The organism is Marinobacter sp. DY40_1A1 (assembly GCF_016597815.1).
Taxonomy (GTDB): Bacteria; Pseudomonadota; Gammaproteobacteria; order Pseudomonadales; family Oleiphilaceae; genus Marinobacter; species Marinobacter xiaoshiensis.
Map to the genome: position 1 here is coordinate 196,755 of NZ_VCHA01000003.1, position 22,011 is coordinate 218,765.

Here is a 22,011-nt window from a genome sequence, read left to right on the forward strand (position 1 = left end):
CGTGGTTAACGGAATCAACACCTCCGCGAAAGCGGAGGTGTTACTCAGCATTCGTGGCGTATCAAAAAGCTTTGACAGCACACTGGCGGTGGACGACGTAAGCCTGGACATCCACAAGGGCGAGATATTCGCGCTTCTGGGCGGTTCCGGCTCTGGTAAATCCACACTGCTACGCATGCTGGCTGGCTTTGAGACACCAGATAGCGGTCGTATTGTGCTGGATGGTCAGGACATAACTGCCCTACCTCCCTACCTGCGCCCAACGAACATGATGTTTCAGTCCTACGCACTGTTCCCGCACATGACCGTGGAGCAGAACATTGCCATGGGCCTGAAACAGGACAAGCTGCCGAAGGACGAGATTCGCGATCGCGTGGCGGCCATGCTCAAGCTGGTAAAAATGGAGCCCTACGCCAAGCGTCGGCCCCAACAGCTTTCCGGTGGCCAACAGCAGCGGGTTGCGCTGGCTCGCTCACTGGCAAAACGCCCGAAGCTGTTGCTTCTGGATGAGCCTATGGGTGCGCTCGATAAAAAGCTACGCACAGAAATGCAGCTTGAACTTGTGGATATTCTGGAAAAAGTGGGCGCCACTTGCCTGATGGTGACCCACGATCAGGAAGAAGCCATGACCATGGCCAGCCGCATTGCCATTATGTCCTTTGGACAGATTGCCCAGGTCGGCTCACCCATCGATATTTACGAAAGCCCGAACAGCCGCATGACGGCGGAGTTTATTGGCTCGGTGAATATCTTTGAGGCCAGCATCGAGGAAGACAACTCCGACAGCATTCTGCTGTCCAGTGGCCTGCTGGATTCGCAGGTATACATTGACCGCGGCGTGACCACATCGGCAGAAAACACCAACACGCTGATTGCCCTGCGCCCGGAGAAAATCTACCTGACGCCAGACAAGCCCGACGGTGAGTTCAACTGGAGCAAGGGCACGGTGGAGAACATCGCGTACCTGGGTGACATCACCTCCTATTACGTGAAGCTGGCCAGCGGCAAGCGTGTGCAGGCCACCATGGCGAACGTGGAACGCCGCGGTGAACGGCCAACCTGGGGCGACACAGTGTTCGTTTCCTGGGAAGCCTCCAGCCCCATCCTGCTTTGGAATTAATGCCATGAACGAGAACCCGACTCCCGCGCCCTTGACGGCGCGGGTGCGTACATTGCTGTTCCACCGCCGGGTGCTGTTTGGCATTCCGTTCGCGTGGCTGTTGCTGTTTTTCCTGCTGCCGTTCGCGCTGATCCTGAAAATCAGCCTGACGTCGGCCGTGATGGCCATACCGCCTTACGAGCCGGTATTCCGGCTGGCAGAAAACACCCTGTCGGTGGTGGTGAATTTCGGAAACTATTTATTCCTGCTGTCCGACAGCCTGTACGTTGCAGCTTATTGGGGCTCGGTGAAAACCGCACTCATCTCCACCATCGCCTGCCTGCTGATCGGCTACCCAATGGCTTACGCTATGGCCCGCGCGCCCAAACACTGGCAATTGGTGTTGCTGTTGCTGGTGATGCTGCCGTCATGGACCTCGTTCCTGATTCGGGTTTACGCCTGGATGGGCATTCTCGGCAATCAGGGTTTGCTGAACAGCTTCTTGCTCTGGCTGGGGTTGATCGACGAACCGCTAAAAATGCTGAACACCAACTTTGCGGTAATCCTCGGCATTACCTATGCCTACCTGCCGTTTATGGTGCTGCCCATTTTCACCAACCTGGTGAAGCTGGATCTGCGCCTGCTGGAAGCAGCATCAGACCTGGGCTGCCGCAGCATTACTACCTTCTGGGCCATTACCCTGCCTTTATCCAAGGCCGGCATTTTGGCGGGCTGTATGCTGGTATTCATTCCTGCTGTCGGTGAGTTTGTGATTCCTGAACTACTGGGTGGCCCGGATACGCTGATGATCGGCAAGGTGTTGTGGGAAGAGTTCTTCAACAACCGCGACTGGCCTGTGGCCTCTGCGTTGGCCATTGTCATGCTGGCACTGCTGTTGGTGCCGATTGTATTGTTCCACCGCTTCCAGAGTCGGGAGATGTCGAAGAATGGTTAATGCACGGGGTATCAGCTTCTCCAAAGTCATGCTGGTTCTGGGCTTGCTGTTTTTATACCTGCCGATGTTTGTGCTGATCGTGTATTCGTTCAACGCATCCCGGCTGGTATCTGTGTGGGCCGGTTTTTCGACCCATTGGTACAGCGCCCTGTTTCAGGATCAGCAAATACTGTCGGCTGTGTGGATGAGCCTTAAAATCGCCTTCTACTCCGCCAGCATGGCCATGTGCCTGGGCACCCTCTGTGCGTTTGTGATCACCCGATTCAAACGCATGCGGGGGCGAACACTGCTGTCTGGCATGATTACCGCACCTCTGGTTATGCCGGAAGTCATCACTGGCTTGTCTCTCTTGCTGCTGTTTGTTCAGCTGGCTGAGCTGACCGGCTGGCCGGCCGATCGTGGAATGGTGACCATCTGGATTGCACACACCACTTTCTGCAGCGCCTATGTGGCAGTGGTTGTGAGTGCACGATTGCAAGAGGTGGACCGATCCATTGAGGAAGCCGCCATGGATCTGGGCTGCACACCCTTGAAGACATTCTTTGTGGTCACCCTGCCGGTAATTGCGCCTGCCCTGGTATCCGGCTGGTTGCTGGCATTCACCCTGTCGCTGGACGACCTGGTGATTGCCAGCTTTGTATCCGGCCCCGGCTCCACCACCTTGCCCATGGTGGTGTTCTCGTCGGTACGCATGGGTGTATCCCCAAAGATCAACGCGCTGGCCACGCTGATTATTCTCACCGTATCGCTAGTGGCGTTTATCGCCTGGTACGTGATGCGCAGAAACGAAAAAAGGCGCCGCAGTGGGCGCCTTTCCTGATCGGGAAAATCAGGCCTCCTTGCGATCCCGAACCGTCTGAACCCATTTGTAGAAGATGGGCACCAGAAGCGTTCCCAGCACGGTGGCAGCAATCATGCCGCTCAGCACGGTTACACCCAGGCTGACGCGGCTGCCTGCCCCGGCACCTGTGGCTAACACAAGTGGCAGCACGCCAAGCACGAAGGACAGAGCGGTCATCAGTACCGCTCTGAACCGCAGCACCGCAGCCTTGTTGGCAGCTTCTGTGGCGGTCATGCCCGACTTTCGCAGCTGCATGGCAAACTCAACAATCAGAATGGCTGTTTTCGCTGACAGACCGATTAACAGAACCAACCCCACCTGAGCATATATGTTGTTGGCAAGCCCGGTTAGCCACAAGCCGGCCATGGCACCAAAAATGGCGATGGGTACTGCACCAATAACTGCAAATGGCAGCGCCCAGCTTTCGTACTGTGCAACCAGAAACAAATACACAAACACAATCGCCAACATGAAGATCACGATAGCCAGATTGCCCGCCTGTATTTCCTGCAAGCTCTGGCCAGACCAGCTGAACTCGTAGCCTTGGGGCAGGCGCTTTGAAAGCTCAGTCATGGTTGCAATTGCATCACCGCTGGCAAAGCCGGGTGCGGCCTCCCCGGAAATGGTCACCGACCGCTTCAGGTTGAAATGCGCAATGCTGGAAGGCCCAAGAACCGGCTTCAACGTGGCCAAGGTGGATAGCGGCACCATATCGCCGTCCCGGTTCCGAACAGAGTAATAGGACAAATCCTCCGGGCCTTTGCGGAATTCACCCTCAGCTTGTAGTTGTACCCGGTAGTTTTTCCCGAAGCGGGTAAAATCATTCACATACAACGAACCTAACTGAGCCTGCAAGGTAGAGAATATATCAGACAGCTGAATACCCAGCGCCTTTGCCTTGTTTCGATCCACCTCAAGCAGATACTGAGGAATGTTGGCCCGATAGGTACTGTATACCCGCGACAACCCTTCCTGCTGGTTAGCCTCATAAATCAACCCGTTCATTACCTGAGCCAACTCTGAAACGTCTCGGCCCAGGTTGTCCTGCAAGCGATAATCAAAACCTGCTGAAACACCAATCCCGGGAATGGGCGGGGCATTGAACACCATCACCTGGGCTTCGGGAATAGTGGCCAGCCGTGAATACAAACGCGGTATCGTTTGACCAAGCCCGAGCTCGGGAGTCTCTCGTTCGGCCCAATCGGAGAGCACCACAATGCCCAAGCCATTATGAGAGCCTGCGCCCCCCAACAAAGAGAAGCCCGAAACCGAAATGAAGTCGATAGCAGCCGGATCGTCCAAAACCATGTCTGTTACTTTACTGAGCACTGTGTCAGTGCGTTCCAGAGACGCAGCAACCGGCAGTTGCACGTCTACAAACAGGAAGCCCTGGTCTTCCGGAGGCACGAATGCCATCGGCACAGACTTGAACAAGCCCGCAGTACCTACCAACAAGGCAGCGAGCACGATCGCAGCGACAATCCCTTTGCGTAGCAGGCTTGACACCAGGCTCGAATAGCCTTTGGTACTGACTGAAATCAACTGCTCAACAGGCTGCAGCCACCGGACCGGTTTGGTGCCGCCACCCAACAAGGTTGCGCACAGGGCCGGGCTGAGAGTCAGCGCGTTGATGGATGAAATGATGACTGCCACTGAGATCGTTACGGAGAACTGCTGGTACAGCTTACCCGTTATTCCAGGCATGAAAGCGACAGGTACAAATACAGCCAACAGAACAAGAGTCGTAGCAACAATTGGCCCCGTTACCTGCTCCATCGCCTTGGAGACGGCTTCCTTGATGGGCAGTTTTTCTTCCTGCAGTATGCGCTCGACGTTCTCCACCACCACAATGGCATCATCTACCACAATGCCGATGGCAAGTACCAAACCGAACAAGGTAATGATGTTTATCGAGTAGCCCATCACCGCCATGATCGCAAAGGTACCAATCAGGGAGACGGGTATGGCAATGGCGGGCACCAAGGTAGCGCGCCAGTTCTGCAGAAACAGAAACACCACAAGGATAACCAGCCCGATAGCCTGAATCAGCGTGATCACAACTTCTCTGATTGACGCGCTAATAAACTTGGTAGAATCGAACAATACGCTGTGGGTGACACCATCCGGAAAGGTCTGAGCGAAGCCTTCTACGGTCGCTTTCACCTTATCAGCGACTTCGAGCGCGTTGGCGTCCGGTAGCTGGTAGATCACGATAAACGCGGTATCCTGGTTGTTCAGCTTGGCCGTAGATGTGTATGACCGCGTGCCCAGTTCGATACGCGCGACATCGTTAAGGCGCAGAAAGCCACCATCCTGCTTTGCCCGGATAATCATCTGGGCAAACTCATCAGGGTCGGATAACCGCTCCTTGCTCTGAATGCTGTACACAAATTGTTGACCTTCAGGAACCGGGGACTGCCCCAGCTTGCCGGCAGCAACAATCTGGTTCTGCTCCTGCAGCGCGGCAACCACCTCAGCCACTGTAACCCGCAAGGATTTCATGCGCCGGGGATCAAGCCATATGCGCATGCTGTAGTCTTTCGCGCCCATTACTTCTGCAGAGGCAACACCCGGCACTCGCCCCAGCTCTTCAATCAGGTTGCTTGAGGCGTAGTTGCTCAAGAACACAGCGTCCAGGTCGGGGCGATCCGATACGAGGTTAACGCCCATCAGCATGTTGCCGCTTTGTTTGCTGACAGTCACCCCTTGCCGCCGGACCTCTTGGGGCAAAAAGGGCTCGGCCAGTGCCACCCGGTTCTGCACGTTTACCTGCGCAATATCGGTATCTGTGCCACTCTCGAAGGTCAGTTTAATACTTGCAGTGCCATCGTCGGATGATGTCGACTCTATATAAATCATGCCCTCGACACCATTGAGCTGCTGCTCAATCGGGCGAACAACCGCCTCCTCTACAATTTGCGCGCTGCCCCCCGGAAGTACCGCCGTTACCTGAATTTGGGGCGGCGCCATGTCCGGATACATGTTGACGGGCAGCACCTGCAACGCCAAAAGTCCGGCCATCGTTATGAGGATGGAGATAACAAAGGCAAATTTAGGGCGGTGAATAAAAGTACTGCTGATCATTGTGCAGCCTCACCTTCTTTAGCGGGCTCTTCAGCACTGGTCAGCACACCGGTTTCCGTGTTTATCTGGCTCGGGACGGGGCTGACAGTTACCCCTGAGCGAACTTTCTGGAGCCCTTCAACAATCACTCTCTCGCCCACTTCAAGGCCACTCTCCGCGGTCAGCATGGCTCCAATACGCGGCCCGGTTTGGATGAAGCGCTGGGAAACCATCTGCTCTTCATCTACAACCAATACAAACTTGCCCTCTATGGTTTCCTGAATCGCTACCTGCGGTACAAGGACCTGTGCTTCACCCGCCCGACCTTCAATGCGAAGCGTTACGTACAATCCGGGAAGCAGAACTGCATCAGGATTGGGGAACACTGCCCGCATATTCACTGTGCCCGTACTTTCATTGGTCTGCACGTCTGCAAAGCTCACTACGCCTTCCTGGTTGTAGATCCCGCCATCTGGCAGAGTCAACCGCAGGGATAGTGAGCTGGCAACATCTTCATCTGAGGCGCTGCCTGCGCGACGAAACGCGACATAATCAGATTCATCAAGCTGAAACTCCACATAGATCGGGTCAGTTACCAGAATGTCGGCAATCGGCCCTGTCGCGGGACTGACAACAGCACCCACGTCGTAATTCAGCCTGCCTATCCAGCCGTCAAACGGGGCTCTGATTTCTGTATATTCCAAAGTGAGCTCGGCTCTTTGAACGGCAGCACCGGCTGCTTCCAAACGGCTCTCTGCAGCATTAAAACGGTCTTTGAGTTTGTCCAGGTCGGCATCAGAAAGGTATCCCTTGCTCGCGACTTCTTCTCCTCGCTGGAGGTTTCTCCGGGCGGATTCAAGCTCCGCTCTGGCCGCCGTTAATTCAGCTTTGGTCTGCTGGATATCCGCATTAGCACGAGTAGCTTCCAATCGAACCAGGATATCCCCTTTACTGACCCGGGAACCTTCGCGAAAGAGTATCTCTTTGATTTCAGCTTCAATACGTGGGGTAAGACCTGCCTTTGCAGACGCTGCCGTGCGCGCCACAAAATCACGTGAAGGCCGCACCTCTGTGCTTTTCAACACAACAACAGAGACCGAGGGTGGAGGTGCCTTAACAGGCGCAGCGGGCTCAGAACAACCAGCTAAAATTACAGATGCAAAAGCAGCCAGTAACGTCCACTGGGCTTGCTTTAATGAAAATCGTGATGAGACGCTGAGCATTTATATTCCCTGGTTAATAAGCGTGCTGGGCTTTTAAAATTAGATGATACGGGCGCCCATGGCACGGTAGTTTAAAGAATTAATATATTATAAGCATGCTAACTTACTAAGTGAATAGATAAATCCACTAAAACAGGCATTTACGTACGTATGGATCAATCACAAGAACGGCTGCTGAGAATGTGGCGGAGCCCATCGCATTGCACCAGTGAGTCCTCGCAATTCACCACAATATCTGAATGCGCTATCACGTACCCCTTCCCGGTTATATTGTTTTTCACAACCTGATAATCACCTACTTGCTCTGCAGCAGAGAAGTCACCAACAAAGCTTGTCCCCCGCAAAGATACAGTTTCAAGCTTGTTGCCTGGGCGGATAAGCCCTTCATGGTTCATCAGAGCTAGCCGGGCCGAGGTGCCTGTGCCGGTTGTACTTCGGCAGATAACGCCCGGATGCACATAGGTCGCTGAGCGGGAGTGGTAATGGCCATCTGCAACCTGATGTACCGGCCCCATAAAATGCAGAAATGGCAAAGGGCCCACATCGCCCAGGGTATAATGAAAAAACACTCGTTCTGCCCGTATCGCTTCAACAATCGCGTAAGCAGCGTCTGCAAGCTTGCGCTCTTCATTCAGAATGAGATCGAATCCCAGGGCTTCAGCATCCACCAGTGCGTAGAACCCGCCGCTGTATGCCACGCTATAGGTGACCGTGCCGAGTGATGGCACTTCAATAGTCGCGCGATAGGTGTCTATGTAACTTGGCAGGCCTTCGCAGGTAATCGCTTCAACCACGCCGTTTTCAACCAGTGCATCGATGCGCACCAAGCCAGCAGGCGACTCCAGGATAAAGTTCTGTTTACCTTCCTTCTTTGGCACGATTCCAGCCTCGAGCACGGCTGTTGCGGTGCAGATCGTGTTGGAACCGGAGTAAATCGGGTAGCCCATCACCTCCATGATGATGTAACCGGCCGCTGCCTGTGGGTCGGAAGGAGGAACCAACAAATCCACAGACATTTCGGGTATGCCATAGGGCTCTTCCAGCAACAGTTTTCTCAAGCCATCGGCGTGGTCACGAAGATACTTCATTTGGGCCCGCACACTGTCACCCGGCAAAGTATCAATACCACCGGTCACAATGCGGCTGACATCGCCACCGGCATGGGTGTCCATAAGCTGAATAGTGAGTTCCTGTTTCACGCGCTATCCTCCAAAGACCAGGGTTTGCCGTGCGTTTCCCACTGTGAATCTGGAACTATGACAATCTTGCCGAGATAATTGCTGCCACGGCTCATAAAGTAACGCTCCGCCTGGTGCAGTTCCGAAAGCCGGAAAGCGCCGTGGAGAACGGGCTTGAGCTGGCCTCCCCGAATCCACTCGATCAACTGCTCTGCTTCCTCTCGGGTGCCGTGAGAAACCCCAAAGATCTGCACCTGATACAGGTAAATACGCGTCCAAAGGATTTCACTGACATTTCCGCCACTGGCACCGGCAATACTCAGGCGAGGATAGGTTTCGCGGGCGTTCATATCGAAGATCATGGCGTCGATGAAGCGGTCGGTCATGTCGCCCCCCACCAGATCCATAACCGCATCAAGGGGTTTGCCACCGGTTCGGGCCTTTACCCGCTCCACAAAGCTGTCCATATCGGAGCGGTCGAGTACGGATTCTGCACCCAGCTCCAGGAGAGCCGCAGCTTTATCTGGCGTGCTCAGCGCATAGGGTACGGCTCCCATGATCCGGCACAGTTGTATCAGCGCGGTGCCAACACCGCCACTTGCACCGGTGACGAGAACTCGCTCTCCAGCTGCCACATGAGCAGAGGTGAGCATATGCATGGCAGTCTGATATGAGCACATCCCCATTGCCGCGAGCTGTGCATCCGCCAGATCTTTATTCGGTATATAGTGGAACTGGCTTGAAGGAACAGCGACGTACTCTGCGTACCCGCCATCTGCACCATGGCCGTAATAGTCAGGGGTAAGATTTATGTCTGGGCGGCTATTTGCGTAGATATTGAAATCCAACAAACCTCGCTCACCAATGCGGCCGGGATCAACACCCTCGCCTACGGCCACAACATGGCCAGCAATATCAGCACCCTGAATACGGGGGAAAATTAACGTGGGCTTACCACCCATCTGAAACGAGGTGGTTTCTCCCTTTTTGGTGGGATACAGCCCTTCCCGGGCTTTTCGGTCGGTGTTGTTTTTGGCAGTCGCTGTTACCTGAACCAGCACCTCTCCCCGAGCGGGAGAAGGCGTGGGCACGTTTTTATATTCAAGCTTCTCGATATCGCCATGACCGGTAAGAACCATGGCTTTCATGGTATTCGGGATCATAAGTGAATGATCGTCCCTGCCTGAGGAATGTAAGGTCTCTCTTCAGGATAGGAGACATTCATTCATGTGTCAGGGAGAGACGAGAGCGCCCACCAGAATCTGGTGCCACACTAACGGGCAATCACCTTATAGATAGGCCGCAACTTGGGAATCTGCTTCAGAACCACCTGAATTACGGTCATCAGTGGCACTGCAAGCAATACGCCTACAGGCCCCCAGAGCCAGCCCCAGAAGAAGATCGAAACAAAAATAATAACGGGGTTAATCGCCATGCGAAAACCGTGTATCCACGGCTCGATGAAGAAACCTACCATGGTGGTCAGGGCAAGATAACCTAAGGGTGCAATCGCCATCATCCACAAAGTATCCAGGCTCACCGCGGAAACAACTGCCAGCAGCAGGATGGTTAGAATAACACCCAGATAAGGAATAAAACGCGCAAGGCCTGCCACCAGCCCCCACACTGCCGGGTCTGGCAGGCCAACAGCCCAGGCCATAAGACCCGTCGCCACGCCGACCGATGTATTGCTTATGCCTAATACCGCCAGGTACTGGGCAATCTGATGCTGGGAGTCCCTGCTAATGCGCAGCACGGTTCTGCGGTGATGTCTCGGCAACTGGCGCACGAAATTAAGTACCAACCTGTCACCGCTAACCAACAAGAAGTATGTAAGTGCCATGGCAAGCGCAAGCCCCGCAATGCCATCACGGGCTTTATTCATAAGCTGGGCGCGCCAGGAGTCGGTTTGCAGAACGACCGTTGTTGGTTCTGCCGTTGTTTTTTTACCGCCACTGTCCGAGAGCTCGTTTACGGAGTCCTCCACCTTCTGTGCCGACTCAGTGACCTTGCTGATCTGTCGCTTGAGTTCACTTTCACCCACCAGCAAACGGGAAATACCCTCGGGAGCTTTACCCGCCCATTCCAACGCCGGCGTGGCGACGGCCATAGTAACGCCAGCAATGCCTGCAAGCACCAGCAACACCAGAATCAGCGAACTGACCACCCGAGGAATACGCAGCCCTGAACACATGCGAGTGGCCAGTGGAGACAACAGCAAACTCGTTAGAAGTGCCAAAACAATCGGCAGTATTATTTGGTGAGCGAGGTACAGGGTATAAAGCACACCCAGGATAAACAGCCCGTAGATAGGTGTGGAAAGATCAGCCAAGGTCTTTTCAGGTTTTGTGCTGCCCTGCTCAGCCGTTTTCTTTTCGTTTTCCATAAGATATCCGTATACCTGTCAGTCAGAAGTCACAATAAGGCTGCGGCCAGGCAGATTCAAATATTACATTCTCTGTGCACGCGGGCTCGAAACTCCTCACGAATGCGCTCGTTTTCTTCATCGTTTACGAAGACCCGCTCGCCATTTTTATTCAGCTGGTAAATCCCGGAAACATTATTCAGGTGCTTCAGCCGTGCCTCCATGCGCTCACAATGAACTCGAAGCTTCTCAGCTTTTGCCTCCTGTTGAGCTTCAGCTTCTTTCCGGGCCGCTCGCTCCTTCTCACTTTGCCGAAGGAACTCATCTACCCGCTGCTTACGCTCACGAGCTGTTGCATCAATAGATGGCTGGGCCTTTTCCAGGCGCACTTCTTTGGTGACTGCATTAGCAGGTGGCCGATCACCGAAGTGAGTCTGACCATTCTCATCAACCCAGCGGTAGGCGCCCGCTTGGGCGATTGACGTTGCTAACAGTATAAGTGTGGCTATGAGTCCCTTCATGAATTTTGCTCTCCCTGCGGATGATACGTACACATGTTAACACTGGTTTTGAGAACTTACTTGGCTGCTAAAAGCGAATCCGGATAATGCTTGAGTAAAGGCGCATGACGTGTATATTTTCAGGCAAAAAACGGAGTCTGTATGACAACCAGCGCCCTGGACGACATGGCCAAAAATTATTCATTTTGGCAGCACAAATACGGGGCCTATCACCCGAATGATCCTTTACCTGCAGGCAGCTATGCCACCGACGTTCTCATAGTCGGGGCCGGCTACACTGGTTTAACCGCTGCCAGAGAGGTGAAACGCGATCAGCCCGAGCTAAACGTTATGGTGCTGGATGCGAATGAAGTCGGCTTTGGCGCTTCGGGTCGAAATGGCGGCTTTAGCATGTCCTTATTCGGGATGGAGCCGGAGACTACCGTTTTTAGGTGGGGCAAGAAGAAGGCGCGAGAAGCTCAGGAATACATGCAGAAAGCGGTAGCCTACGTTCACGAACTGATCGACAACGAAGGCCTGGATTCCGATTATGAACATACCGGCATGTGGCGAGTTGCCTACACCGAGCGGCAGGAGAAACGGCTGAAAAGCACCTATCGTCTGCTATGTGATCTGGCAAAGGACGGAAGTTACTTTTTTTATCAGCAGGATGAGGTGAAAGAGAAGCTGAATGCGCCTCATATTCGCGCCGCGATTTACGAACCAGAAACCGGAATTCTCGACCCGTGCAAACACGTTCGAGCATTAAAGACTTTGGCCGAAGAGGCTGGAGCAAAGATCTATGAAAATTCGGCGGTAGCCGATATTCGCAGATCAGATGACGGCATAGTGGTCAAAACGTCGAATGCGACAATTCATGCGAAGAAGCTGGTTCTGGCGACAAATGCATGGACCCACACACTGCCTGGGCCTCGCAAGCTACGAAGCCGGCAGCGGGCAGTTTGGACTTACCAGATTGTATCTGAGCCCCTAACAAAAGATGAATGGGAAACATTGGGCTGGCGCGACCGCATGTCGATCGAAGACAATCGCCAGCTGGTTCATTATTTACGAATCACCAAATGTGGTCGCATCACGATGGGCGGTGGAAGTATTGGCTTTGAATATGGAGATGCCATGGTTAAATGGCATGATCCCGGCGTCTGGCAAGATTTGGAAGCGCACTTTCGCTGGCTGTTCCCATCGCTTAAAAATAAAAAAATCTATTACAAATGGGGCGGTGCGGTGTCGGCCAATTTCGACATGGTTCCTGAAATAGGATTTATCGGGGATCATAATATTATCTATTCAACTGGCTGTATCGGACACGGCGTATCGCTTACACAGTTGAACGGCCGGCTGATTGCAGACCTCATTTCCGGAGTGGACAGCGAACTAAGCCGGTTCTGGATCGTTAACAGGAAGGCCATTTCGGTGCCTCCTGGCAACCTGCTTCCTTTTATTGGTGTCAAAGCAATTACCAGCGCTCTCAAAGGCATTGACCGATTCGAGGAGCGGGAGCTTCGAAGCAAACGGATTCAAACGAGCAATAACTCATCCCAACAAACTCAGTGACACACACTGTTGAATCAGGAAAAGGATTTCATGCCCAAGGCACGGACTAAATACTGCCCCTCATGTAACACTCAGGGCCTGAGGCCCACCAGCAATCCGAACATACTAGGCTGTAAACAATGCCAAGGATTGTGGTTTGAAGATGGCTCGCTAAACCAGGCCATTGCTCAAGAACACGATTGCATAGACCAGTACGATCACGAGCTTCACCTGGGCCCTGCGCTGCGTGTCAGCGAACGCCTGTGTATCAGTTGCCGCGTCTCCATGACCCACTATCAGCTGTTGGTGCACTACACCACCGAGATCGACTGCTGCCCGGCTTGCGATGGTGTTTGGCTCGACAAGCATGAAATAGATCAGGTAATGCATTCACCCAAACTGAAGCAGGCGCTTACGGAGCTGAACCAAAAAGTGTCCTGGAAATCCTGGTTGTTCCAATTCCTGACTGCCATGCCAGCGGAGTACAACGTAGCGCCGCAGCGCACGCCCTGGGTCACCCGCACACTGGTTGTCCTGTGCAGTCTGATTTTTGGTGTTGGTGTGTTGTCGCCGGAGGCCGGTGAATGGATATTCATGAATCTGGCCCTGAACTCGGACACCCAAAACCCCGCACACTTTGTACTGCAGCTACTGACCTATCAGTTTGTGCACGGCGGGTTGATGCACCTGGTTGGCAACATGTATTTCCTTTGGATTATTGGCGACAACCTTGAAGACGCGCTGGGACACGGCGCGTTTCTGGCTATCTACCTGTTTGCCGGCATGATGGCAGCCTTGGCAGAACTGCTACTGTTCAATACCAGCCAAGGTCCTCTGCTATTGGTTGGCGCCAGTGGTGCTATTGCAGCCCTGTTCGGCCTCTATCTGGTGTGGTTCCGCCATGCCAGCCTGACCTTCATGATTGTTATTTACCAAAAGAAGCTTGCACCCCATTGGTACTTCCTGATCTGGAGCCTGATTAACATTGCAGGCATGATCTCCGGCCAAGGCGGTGTGGCTTGGGTCGCACATTTGGGCGGATTTGCCTTGGGATTGCTGCTGGGCTACTTGCTCAAAGATTATGTACTACGAAAGAACCCACTGATAGCGATGCTGAATCAACCAGAGGCTGTGGTGCGTCGGTGAGATGCATGGCTCATTGAGAAACAACATTCCAAACAAGGGAAAATGATGACACCTGTACCAAGCCAAGGCTTCAGCCCTCTTGATCCATATAGCCAGTCAGTAAGCTGGAAACTGGTTGTCATCGTAATCACAGCTCTGTGCTTATCTGTAGCATCCTACATCGAGATACCCATGGTGCCGGTACCTATCACCGCGCAAACCTATGTACTCCTCACTGCTGCAGGACTTCTCGGCTGGAAACTTGGTGCCGCCTCAACAATCCTGTGGCTGAGCCTCGGAGCTCTGGGGCTTCCGGTTCTTGCCGGAGGCTCCAGCGGGCTGGATTATTTCTCCGGGCCTACTGCTGGCTACCTGTTTGCATTCCCACTGGCCGTTGCCGTGGTTGGTTTGCTTTTTGAGCGTGGCTGGAGCACAAAAAACATTGTTCTGGCCTTCCTGGCGATGCTATTGGGTCATACCGTTTGCCTTGGGTTCGGCGGGGCATGGTTGTCATTTACCATCGGGCCAGAAAAAGCATTCCTGAAAGGTGTTCTGCCGTTCTTACTTGGGGGCGTTATAAAGTCAGCCCTTGCGGTTGGCACGGTTCTCATTGTTGATCGTTTGCTGAGATTCCGAGGCCCTAACCTTTAAGGGCCCCATATAACTCTCAAACATCAACACTCAGTTCCCGGACTCTCGCCCCATTACGGATTCTTGCAACTCACCAATCACCCGCAAAACCCGGCTCATTTCCCGTTGGGTTTTCAGATCCAGGCCCAGCTTGCCGTCCATGAGTTTTACCAGTGGAACAATGGATTCCTCAAAGATTCGGGCGAAGGCTGTGAGGGCTTCGCCTACCTGAGGTGGGCTATCCAGATTTACTGTTACTGCCGGGTTCAGTTGCACGGACTGTAAACCTTCGGCCAGACCGGTTTCGAGAGAGCGCGACAGTTCGCCGAGGGCCTTATTCAGGTCTGGCTCCGAGTCTTTGCGACTCGCCATGCCCGCGACCAACTGTTGCCCCAACTGCTGCATTTGCTCCGCTATGAGGCCAAGCTGACGCACAACCTTCACACCGGTTTCCTCATCGCCCCCCGCCTGCTGGCGCCGGCGATATTCTTCACAGATAGCCTGCCAGCGGGCCGCTTCGGCTTCGGTCATGGTGCCGCGCATTTGCTTGAGTTTAAGCAGGTTCTCTTCTGCTCCCTGGGTCAGCAGTTGAGATTCACCCTGGTAATGATCGTCAATCAGGGCTTCCAGCTCTTTATCACTCATCACCGGCGACAGTTTTTCCGCCAGCTTGTTCATGTTCCGATAGCTGCCCTGCAACTTGAACGTGGGCTCCGTGCGATAGGCCTCGGCTTGGGCGCTGGAAGCAATGTATGCCTGGTTCACCCGCAGCACGGTTTCCCGCACGCGCATCATTTTCTGCAGTAGGGATACGATTTCATCCCGTTCGGCGGCGCTGTAATCGTGCTCGAAGTCTGAATCTGCAACAGTCTTGCCTTCCGCCAGATCCGCAAACCGGTAGAAGTCTGCCATGCCTCGCGTAGCCAAGGGTGCCAGCACCCGGTTGGCACTGAGGCTGTTTTCGATATAGGACAATTCGAAAGCGTACTCCATACCCGACAACACATCGCCCAGGTTGTAGATGTCCGCCCGGTTTGCCAGCATGTCTGGCACTTTGAACACTTCGCCGCTTTCCGTGTAGGGGTTACCGGCCATGACTACGCAGAAGCGCTTGCCCCGCATGTCATAAGTGCTGGTGCGGCCACGCCATACGCCTTCGATACGTCGTGTGCCGTCACACAGGGAGATGAATTTCTGCAGGAACTCCGGGTGCGTATGCTGGATGTCATCCAGATACAGCATCACGTTATTACCCATTTCCAGAGCCAGGTTGAGCTTGATCAGCTCTGCCTTCGCTGTGGAGTGCGGTGCCTTCTCCGGATCCAGAGAGGTGACTTCGTGGCCCAGACTTGGGCAGTTGATCTTCATAAAGATCAGACCCAGCCGGTTGGCCACGTATTCCATCAAGGTGGTTTTACCGTAACCCGGCGGCGAGATCATCATTAACAGGCCGGACTGATCGGTGCGCCGATCTTCGCCAGCGGTACCCATCTGCTTGGCCAGGTTGTCACCAATGATCGGCAGGTAGCTTTCGCTGATCAGTTTGTTGCGCACAAACGATGACAGCGGCCGGGGCCGGTATTCTTCAAGGCGCAGTTGATCCCGCCACTTCTCCAGTACCTTGTGGCGAACGGATTGCAACTGCTCCCAGCCGGGAATGATTTCCTGCCGGTGATAACGCAGGCGCTCCTCGTACTCATCCAGTTGCAGGCTCAGGGTGCGCTCATTGATATTGCCGTGCTGGCCCAGCAATCCCTCCACCTGAAACGCCAGCTCCACACTGCGTACCGCCGTGGTGATAGCCTCTCCGGCATTCAGCACTGCCACCACTTCCGGCAGGTAATGCAACAGATGTTGCCTGTCTGTTTTACCCATCCAGGCTTTCAGCCAGTGGCTGGTGATGCTCCAGCGTGCAGCCGGCTGGTCGGCAACAACATTCAAGGCGTTCTGGTACTGGGTAAATTGGTTATCCCGTTTCAGGGCTTCGGTAAACCCTTCCGCCAGTTCACCGGCATAGCGGGTGACCTCGAAGGTTTCCGATTCTTCGGCCAGTTGCAAAACCAGATACTCGGCGGCTGATTTCAACAAGGTGCGTTCGGCACTGCCTTTTCCGGTCAAGGTGAGACCATTAGTTTCAACAAACTCTGACAGCTTCGGCCCAACCTCCTGCTCCAGAGCCTGCAGCAACTCACCGGACTGCATCATGCGGCTGAGTATACCCGCCGACAAACAGCGGGAACGCAATTGCCGGGCATGAACCTGCTGTTGGCCCAGATCCACCCAGAACAGCATGGCCAGTGCCCGGGCATTGGGGCTGAATCGCAGCAGCCCGGCATTCTGAATGGCGGGCCAGAGGGTGCTGACAATCAGCGCGGCATCGTGATCGTGGATGCCTTTTTCATAGCCTTCGCGGTAACGGGGCGATGCAAATGTGCGGATATAGCCAGTAAGTTCTGCAATATCGGCGACGTTAACCGGCAAATTCGGTGATTTCCGGAATTCTTCGATCACCAGAGCCGCCAGATACTCCCCCCGGAAAACCTTGTCGGATTCCGACGGTTGGCTCATGTTCCAGTAGCCCCGCAGGCGATCAAGTTCCGGTTCGTCCAGCCGTTCGTAATACTGGGTACCGGTCAGGTGCAGCAGTACATGGTCATCCCGCGGGATCAGGGTGAGATCGAGCTCCTGCTGGTTCACGCTGAATTTGTGTTTGCCCAGGCGGATAATGGCGCCGCCATCTTCAAAGATATCGGCTTTGTCCCGCACACTTCTGAGGGCTGTGTCCTGGGCGGCTTTCAACTGTCCCAGGCAGTCATCAGCTTCCATGGCCGAGCCCAGATCCCGCAACTCCTTTGCCATGCTGCGCAGGCGCGCCACCATGGCATCGGACGCAAAGAAGGCATGCAGCTCCTCCACGGTGGTAAAGCGTTCGGTACGGCGGTTGACGTTTTTCAGTATGCGCTCAGCGGCGTCAGTGAGTGTGGTCACCCGGCGCTGCCGTTGGTCCTGAAGCTGCTGGCGCCGGGCTTCAATGCTTTCGTGGGCGTTTTCACGCTGTTCCAGAACCGCAGCCAGAAACTCATCGTACTCGCCAAACTGGCTTTCCAGTTCCTGCAGCTGGTCAAGCATGCGGGTCATCAGGCCATCGCATTCCCGCACATCGGAAAGCGCGCTGACACCGTTGGCCAGGCTTTGTTCAAACAACCGGATGCGAGCCGCAAACTGGGCCCGGGCCTCGGCACTGCCCTGCTCTTTCAGGCGAATTTCTGCTTCCGAGCGCTGCTGGTTGATGCTGGCATATATGCCGGAGATATTGTCGGTAATGGCAGTTTCCAGCGCAGCATCATCACCTGCCATAGAGGCCAGCATTCCCTGAATCATATCCAGCCCGGTGGTCAATTCCCGGTAGCGCTCCACAATTTTTTTCAGGACATCCCGGCTTTCTGCACTGACCAGCTCCGCTTGCAGTTCTGCCAGAGTATTGCGGTAGCCCTCCAGCGCTTCGGGGGAGGCTAGAAAGCGGAAGGTGCGCTCGGTCAGGCGCTCCTCTGCCTCCGCCAGCTCCTGCTCCAGACCATCGATTCGTGCTTCGTCTGCGTAACGGCGATCCTTGAGCGTTCGCACCCGGCCCCGGTGTTCCCGAAGCCTGGCCAGATACCCCACGAACTGATCCGGCGCTTTCCAGCTGTCCGGTTTCAGATCCCGCATCAAGGCACCCTGGACATCTGCCACTTCACTGATTGCAGCTTCCGTCTGTGCCCGGATGCTCTGGACTTTCTCATACTCATCCAGCACCAGTTCGGCCGTGTTGCGAATGGTGGAGAGCTGCTCATGCAGGCCCGAAAACAAGGCTTCATCCTGCCTCGCAGCCAGCCAGTAAAACTGGTCGAGAACGCGGTCTACTGTGCGAATCAAAGCGGTGAAATGACGCTCACTGGCGCCATTGGCTTCCACCAGAGTAATCACCGTGTTCAGCTCGGCGATGCCGCGAACCAAATCCGGGTTGCCGATGCGGGCCAGTTCCGAGTCGTTGGCAACGCTGGCCTGTGCATGGAAGTTCTCGGAGGTAAACGGCGTTTCCCAAACCTGCAGCGGATGAACGAGAGTGGGCTCCTTGTCGGCGCTGAAAACCACCAGATGGCCATTTTCAAAGAGCGCAAAACCATGACCAATCAGCGGTACATCGGCCTGTTTGCGGATCAGGTTGTAGCGGAACAGAATCACCTGCCCGGTAAGTTGCTCGAAAAACACGTAAAGCACATCCTCACCGTTGGGCGCTCTCAATGAACGCTTGAGGCGAAAATCCCCTTCCGGAATCTGGAAGGTTTTCAGCTCGCCTGTGGTGAGGTAATACCCTGACGGGAAGATGAGACCGTGGTTATCCGGAAGCGGCACCACAGAGCCGGCCATGCTATCGACCCGCTCAACTTTCCGCTGGGTGCGATTGAACAGGTAGTAGCGCCAGTGCTTTTCGTTGAAGGGAAGAATTCGTACCAGAAGAATTTCACCCAGATCGGCGTACTCAAAGGTAGCGTCGTCCAGGGACTGGGAATCAGAGTCTACCGGATCTGCATAGATGCCTTCGCCTGTAGCGGTGTTGTTCTCTACCTTGAAGGTAATCTCGCCCCGGAGGTTATCCACAAACAGCGTATCAGCGATATTCAGGTGCGGAGACCGCCCCTGCACCTGGCAGTCACGACCGACGGTTTTCCACGGAAAACTGAACCTGTCGGGGAAGCTAAGATCCCGCTCGCCCCGGTTGTCAATGTAGCGGTTTACCTCACCATCAGGCTTCAGCTCCCAGCGAAATACCCGAAGATCACTGAGCTTGTCACCGATGCGAAATACCATCAGCAGCATGCCTTTAAGGATCGTCAGCTGAGACAGAGTGGCGGTGTTGTAATATTGCTGAAGTTCCCGGAAGTCGGTGGCAAAGCGGCCATCTTTCAGGAAAGTGCCCTCAATCGCGGCCTCTGTCATTTCAAAGCCGCCGTCACCATCGTTCAGGTGATACAGGCAGAAGACGTCCTCAAGCTCCAGGGTTTTGCGCAACCCCAGTTGCAGGTTAAAACCGAACAACAGCTTGTCACCAAGGCGCACTACATCCCGGGCTATGGCGTTGTTTTCAGTTCTGACCCGGGCACGCCCCAGCACGTTCATGCCAGCGCTTCCGAAAATATCTTCCCGGGCCTGATTCAGCCCCGACACCTGCTCGCGAAGCTGACCGCCCTGCTCTTTCAGGCGACGCTGAATGGTTTCGAAGGCAGAACCTTCCTGAACAATGCTCTCGAGGCCGGTGCGATCCGTCGACATACCAAATCATCCTGAACAAAGGGGGAAAATCTGAACGAGATAGGCACCACCTACGCCGATTCAGGCGCAGGTGGTGCCCGGGGTTTTATGCAGTTTCAGAGGCTTTACTGGGCTTGTCCGCTGCAATACGCCCGGCGATACCTGCCAAAGCCGCCTGCAGTGACGGGGCATTATCCAGCACGCCCTGTACGCTCTTGCCATAACCAAGGCCCTGAGCAAACTTGTCGAAGATACCGCCGTCGCCGCCGATCATTTCAAACTTGGCGTCCTTCAGAGCGGCGGCCATTACCCGGCCATTTTCCAGAATGCCTGTCTGCTGGGCCTCAATCTTCGCCAACACTTCCTTCTCATGAACTTCCAGGTTCATGCGGAATTCTTCGAAGTGGCGGGCCTCTTCAGACATGTTGTTATAGGCTTTGAGTTTCTCTACCAGGCCAGACGCTTCCGCCTTGGCCATGGCCTCGCGGGCACCAGCCTTTGCATGACCCATGCGATCTTCACCTTCTGCCTCTGCCAGCACCAGAGCCTTGCGGGCATCTGCCTTGGCGTGACCCATCCTGGCCTCACCGTCAGCTTCTGCCAGAACCATGGCCTTACGGGCATCTGCTTTTGCCAGACCCAGCTTTTCTTCACCCATGGCTTCTGTTTCGAGGCGCTGCTCAAGAACCCGAACCTCTGCCATACCGGCTTCTTCATCGGCTTTGGCTGTTGCTGATTTCACATCGGCACGGGCGATACCATCGGCCCGGATGGCTGACGCCTGGGCTTCCTTGACCTGAGCTTCCGCCAGCCCATCGGCTGCAGCCAAAAACTGACGGCCGCGAGCCCGTTTTTCATCGGCAATGGCTTCTTTCTCGGCCGCATCCATCTCGGCCTGGGCAGTAACACGAATCTGCTCGGCTTCCAGCTTGGAGCGTTCAAACGCAGCTTCTGCCGCCTTCACATCCTTGAGCTTGAGCTCATCAGCGTCGGCCTCAGCCGCCACCACTTTTGTAACCTTCAGGCGCTCAGCCTGAGAACGGTTGCGAACATCCTTGATGTTCTCTTCCTCTTCCGCCACGTTGCGCTCAACTGCAATGCGCTGGCTGGTGATATCCGCAATTTCCTTGCGCTCGCCCTCAAGCGCCTTTTCCATACCAATGCGCTCGATTTCTACCGCTCGTTCACGGTTTACATCTTCCAGCTCCCGAGCCTGGCGAATGCGCACTTCTTCAATCTGAACCGCACGCTCGCGGGCTTTCATCGCCATCTCAATCTGGCGCTGCTTGTTCTCTTCCGCAATGGCCAGCTCTTCGTCTGTCTTGATACGGGCAGCTTCGGCACGGGCGCGTTCTTGTTCGCGCACCTGCTCAGTCTCAGATGTTTCGCGAGCTTGCAGGGTTTCAATCTCACGACGCTGACGCGCTTCGGCATCCGCCTGGCTGCGCTCCAGTTCCAGTGAGGCCTCACGTGCTGAAACGTTCTTGCGCTGGATTTCCAGCTCCTGATCACGCTCCAGGCGGTTGGTTTCTACATTGTGGAAGGCCGTGATTTCGGTAATCCGCTTGATACCTTCGGAATCCAGAATATTGTTGGGATCCAGAGAGGTTTTCGGCGTTTGTTCCAGATAATCGATGGCAACGTCTTCAAGGATGTAGCCGTTAAGATCTTCGCCAATGGTTTCTATGATGGAATCGCGGAAGTGCTGGCGCTCTTCAAAAAGCTGCATGAACTCCAGCTTTTTACCGACTGTTTTCAGCGCCTCGCTGAACTTGGCATTGAACAATTCGTTTACCGCATTGCGGTCAGAAGCACGGCCAACACCCACAGACTTGGCTACCCGCAACACATCTTCCGAGGTTTCGTTTACCCGCAGGTAAAAAGCAACGGTAATATCGGCGCGCAGGTTGTCTTTACAGATCAGCCCTTCTTTACCGGTGCGGTTCAGCTCCAGGGTAATGACCGAGATTTTCATGGTCTCGGCGCGGTGAATTACCGGCAGCACCATGGCGCCGGTGAAGTACACCTTTGGCGTGGGCGACAGGTCGTTCACAATCAGAGCCTGGCCCTGATCCACTTTGCGATAGAACGCCTTGAACAGGGTCAGCACGCCCAATATCAGCAAGACCACAACGCCGACGGTCGTTAGTACCGGCATCATCCACGATAAGTCCATTTAGTCATTC

At 54.6% G+C, this 22,011-nt stretch carries 14 protein-coding genes; 6 read left to right on the plus strand and 8 right to left on the minus strand.

Annotated features, from left to right (window positions below):
- The first annotated feature begins 1 nt into the window (after window position 1).
- The 3 genes from potA to FFI61_RS09370 are packed head-to-tail and all read left to right on the plus strand — an operon-like array spanning window position 2 to window position 2,874.
- Window positions 2–1,120, plus strand: coding sequence for a polyamine ABC transporter ATP-binding protein (gene potA / locus FFI61_RS09360; RefSeq protein WP_200370057.1), 1,119 nt, complete (start codon window positions 2–4; stop codon window positions 1,118–1,120).
- 4 nt (window positions 1,121–1,124) lie between these two features.
- Complete coding sequence (locus tag FFI61_RS09365) at window positions 1,125–2,054, plus strand: ABC transporter permease subunit (protein WP_227714799.1); 930 nt, start codon at window positions 1,125–1,127, stop codon at window positions 2,052–2,054.
- Window positions 2,047–2,874 carry an ABC transporter permease subunit gene (locus FFI61_RS09370; RefSeq protein ID WP_200370058.1) on the plus strand — a complete coding sequence of 276 codons (828 nt, stop codon included), beginning with the start codon at window positions 2,047–2,049 and terminating at the stop codon, window positions 2,872–2,874. Before FFI61_RS09365 ends, FFI61_RS09370 begins: the two co-directional genes overlap by 8 nt.
- A gap of 9 nt (window positions 2,875–2,883) precedes the next feature.
- Here the strand turns inward: FFI61_RS09370 and FFI61_RS09375 are convergent, their stop codons facing one another.
- The 6 genes from FFI61_RS09375 to FFI61_RS09400 all read right to left on the minus strand — a co-directional run bounded on the left by FFI61_RS09375 (window position 2,884) and on the right by FFI61_RS09400 (window position 11,245).
- Window positions 2,884–5,979, minus strand: a complete 3,096-nt coding sequence (locus tag FFI61_RS09375) for an efflux RND transporter permease subunit (protein ID WP_200370059.1) — start codon at window positions 5,977–5,979, stop codon at window positions 2,884–2,886.
- Window positions 5,976–7,181, minus strand: a complete 1,206-nt coding sequence (locus FFI61_RS09380) for an efflux RND transporter periplasmic adaptor subunit (RefSeq protein ID WP_200370060.1) — start codon at window positions 7,179–7,181, stop codon at window positions 5,976–5,978. The genes FFI61_RS09375 and FFI61_RS09380 overlap by 4 nt, the downstream gene beginning before the upstream one ends.
- Window positions 7,182–7,336: 155 nt before the next feature.
- Window positions 7,337–8,380, minus strand: coding sequence for a proline racemase family protein (locus FFI61_RS09385; RefSeq protein ID WP_200370061.1), 1,044 nt, complete (start codon window positions 8,378–8,380; stop codon window positions 7,337–7,339).
- A complete protein-coding gene (locus FFI61_RS09390) occupies window positions 8,377–9,522 on the minus strand; it encodes a zinc-binding dehydrogenase (protein WP_200370062.1) in 1,146 nt (381 codons plus the stop codon). The genes FFI61_RS09385 and FFI61_RS09390 overlap by 4 nt, the downstream gene beginning before the upstream one ends.
- Before the next feature lie 110 nt (window positions 9,523–9,632).
- Window positions 9,633–10,745 carry an AI-2E family transporter gene (locus FFI61_RS09395; RefSeq protein WP_200370063.1) on the minus strand — a complete coding sequence of 371 codons (1,113 nt, stop codon included), beginning with the start codon at window positions 10,743–10,745 and terminating at the stop codon, window positions 9,633–9,635.
- 56 nt (window positions 10,746–10,801) lie between these two features.
- Window positions 10,802–11,245 (minus strand): DUF4124 domain-containing protein, encoded by a 444-nt coding sequence (locus FFI61_RS09400; RefSeq protein WP_200370064.1) that lies wholly within the window; start codon window positions 11,243–11,245, stop codon window positions 10,802–10,804.
- Between the two features lie 141 nt (window positions 11,246–11,386).
- Here FFI61_RS09400 and FFI61_RS09405 point away from each other — a divergent pair, with 141 nt between their 5' ends.
- The 3 genes from FFI61_RS09405 to FFI61_RS09415 are packed head-to-tail and all read left to right on the plus strand — an operon-like array spanning window position 11,387 to window position 14,554.
- Window positions 11,387–12,799 (plus strand): NAD(P)/FAD-dependent oxidoreductase, encoded by a 1,413-nt coding sequence (locus tag FFI61_RS09405; protein WP_200370065.1) that lies wholly within the window; start codon window positions 11,387–11,389, stop codon window positions 12,797–12,799.
- 30 nt (window positions 12,800–12,829) lie between these two features.
- Window positions 12,830–13,924 (plus strand): rhomboid family intramembrane serine protease, encoded by a 1,095-nt coding sequence (locus FFI61_RS09410; protein WP_200370066.1) that lies wholly within the window; start codon window positions 12,830–12,832, stop codon window positions 13,922–13,924.
- Window positions 13,925–13,969: 45 nt separating this feature from the next.
- On the plus strand, window positions 13,970–14,554 hold the full coding sequence (locus FFI61_RS09415; protein WP_227714800.1) for a biotin transporter BioY: 585 nt from the start codon (window positions 13,970–13,972) through the stop codon (window positions 14,552–14,554).
- Between the two features lie 30 nt (window positions 14,555–14,584).
- Here FFI61_RS09415 and FFI61_RS09420 read toward each other — a convergent pair whose 3' ends face one another.
- Together FFI61_RS09420 and FFI61_RS09425 are read right to left on the minus strand one after the other, a co-directional pair.
- Entirely contained in the window at window positions 14,585–19,846 is a 5,262-nt protein-coding gene (locus FFI61_RS09420; protein WP_200370068.1) for a DNA repair ATPase, read from the minus strand.
- Between the two features lie 85 nt (window positions 19,847–19,931).
- Window positions 19,932–22,001, minus strand: a complete 2,070-nt coding sequence (locus FFI61_RS09425) for a flotillin family protein (protein WP_200370069.1) — start codon at window positions 21,999–22,001, stop codon at window positions 19,932–19,934.
- Window positions 22,002–22,011: the final 10 nt, after the last annotated feature.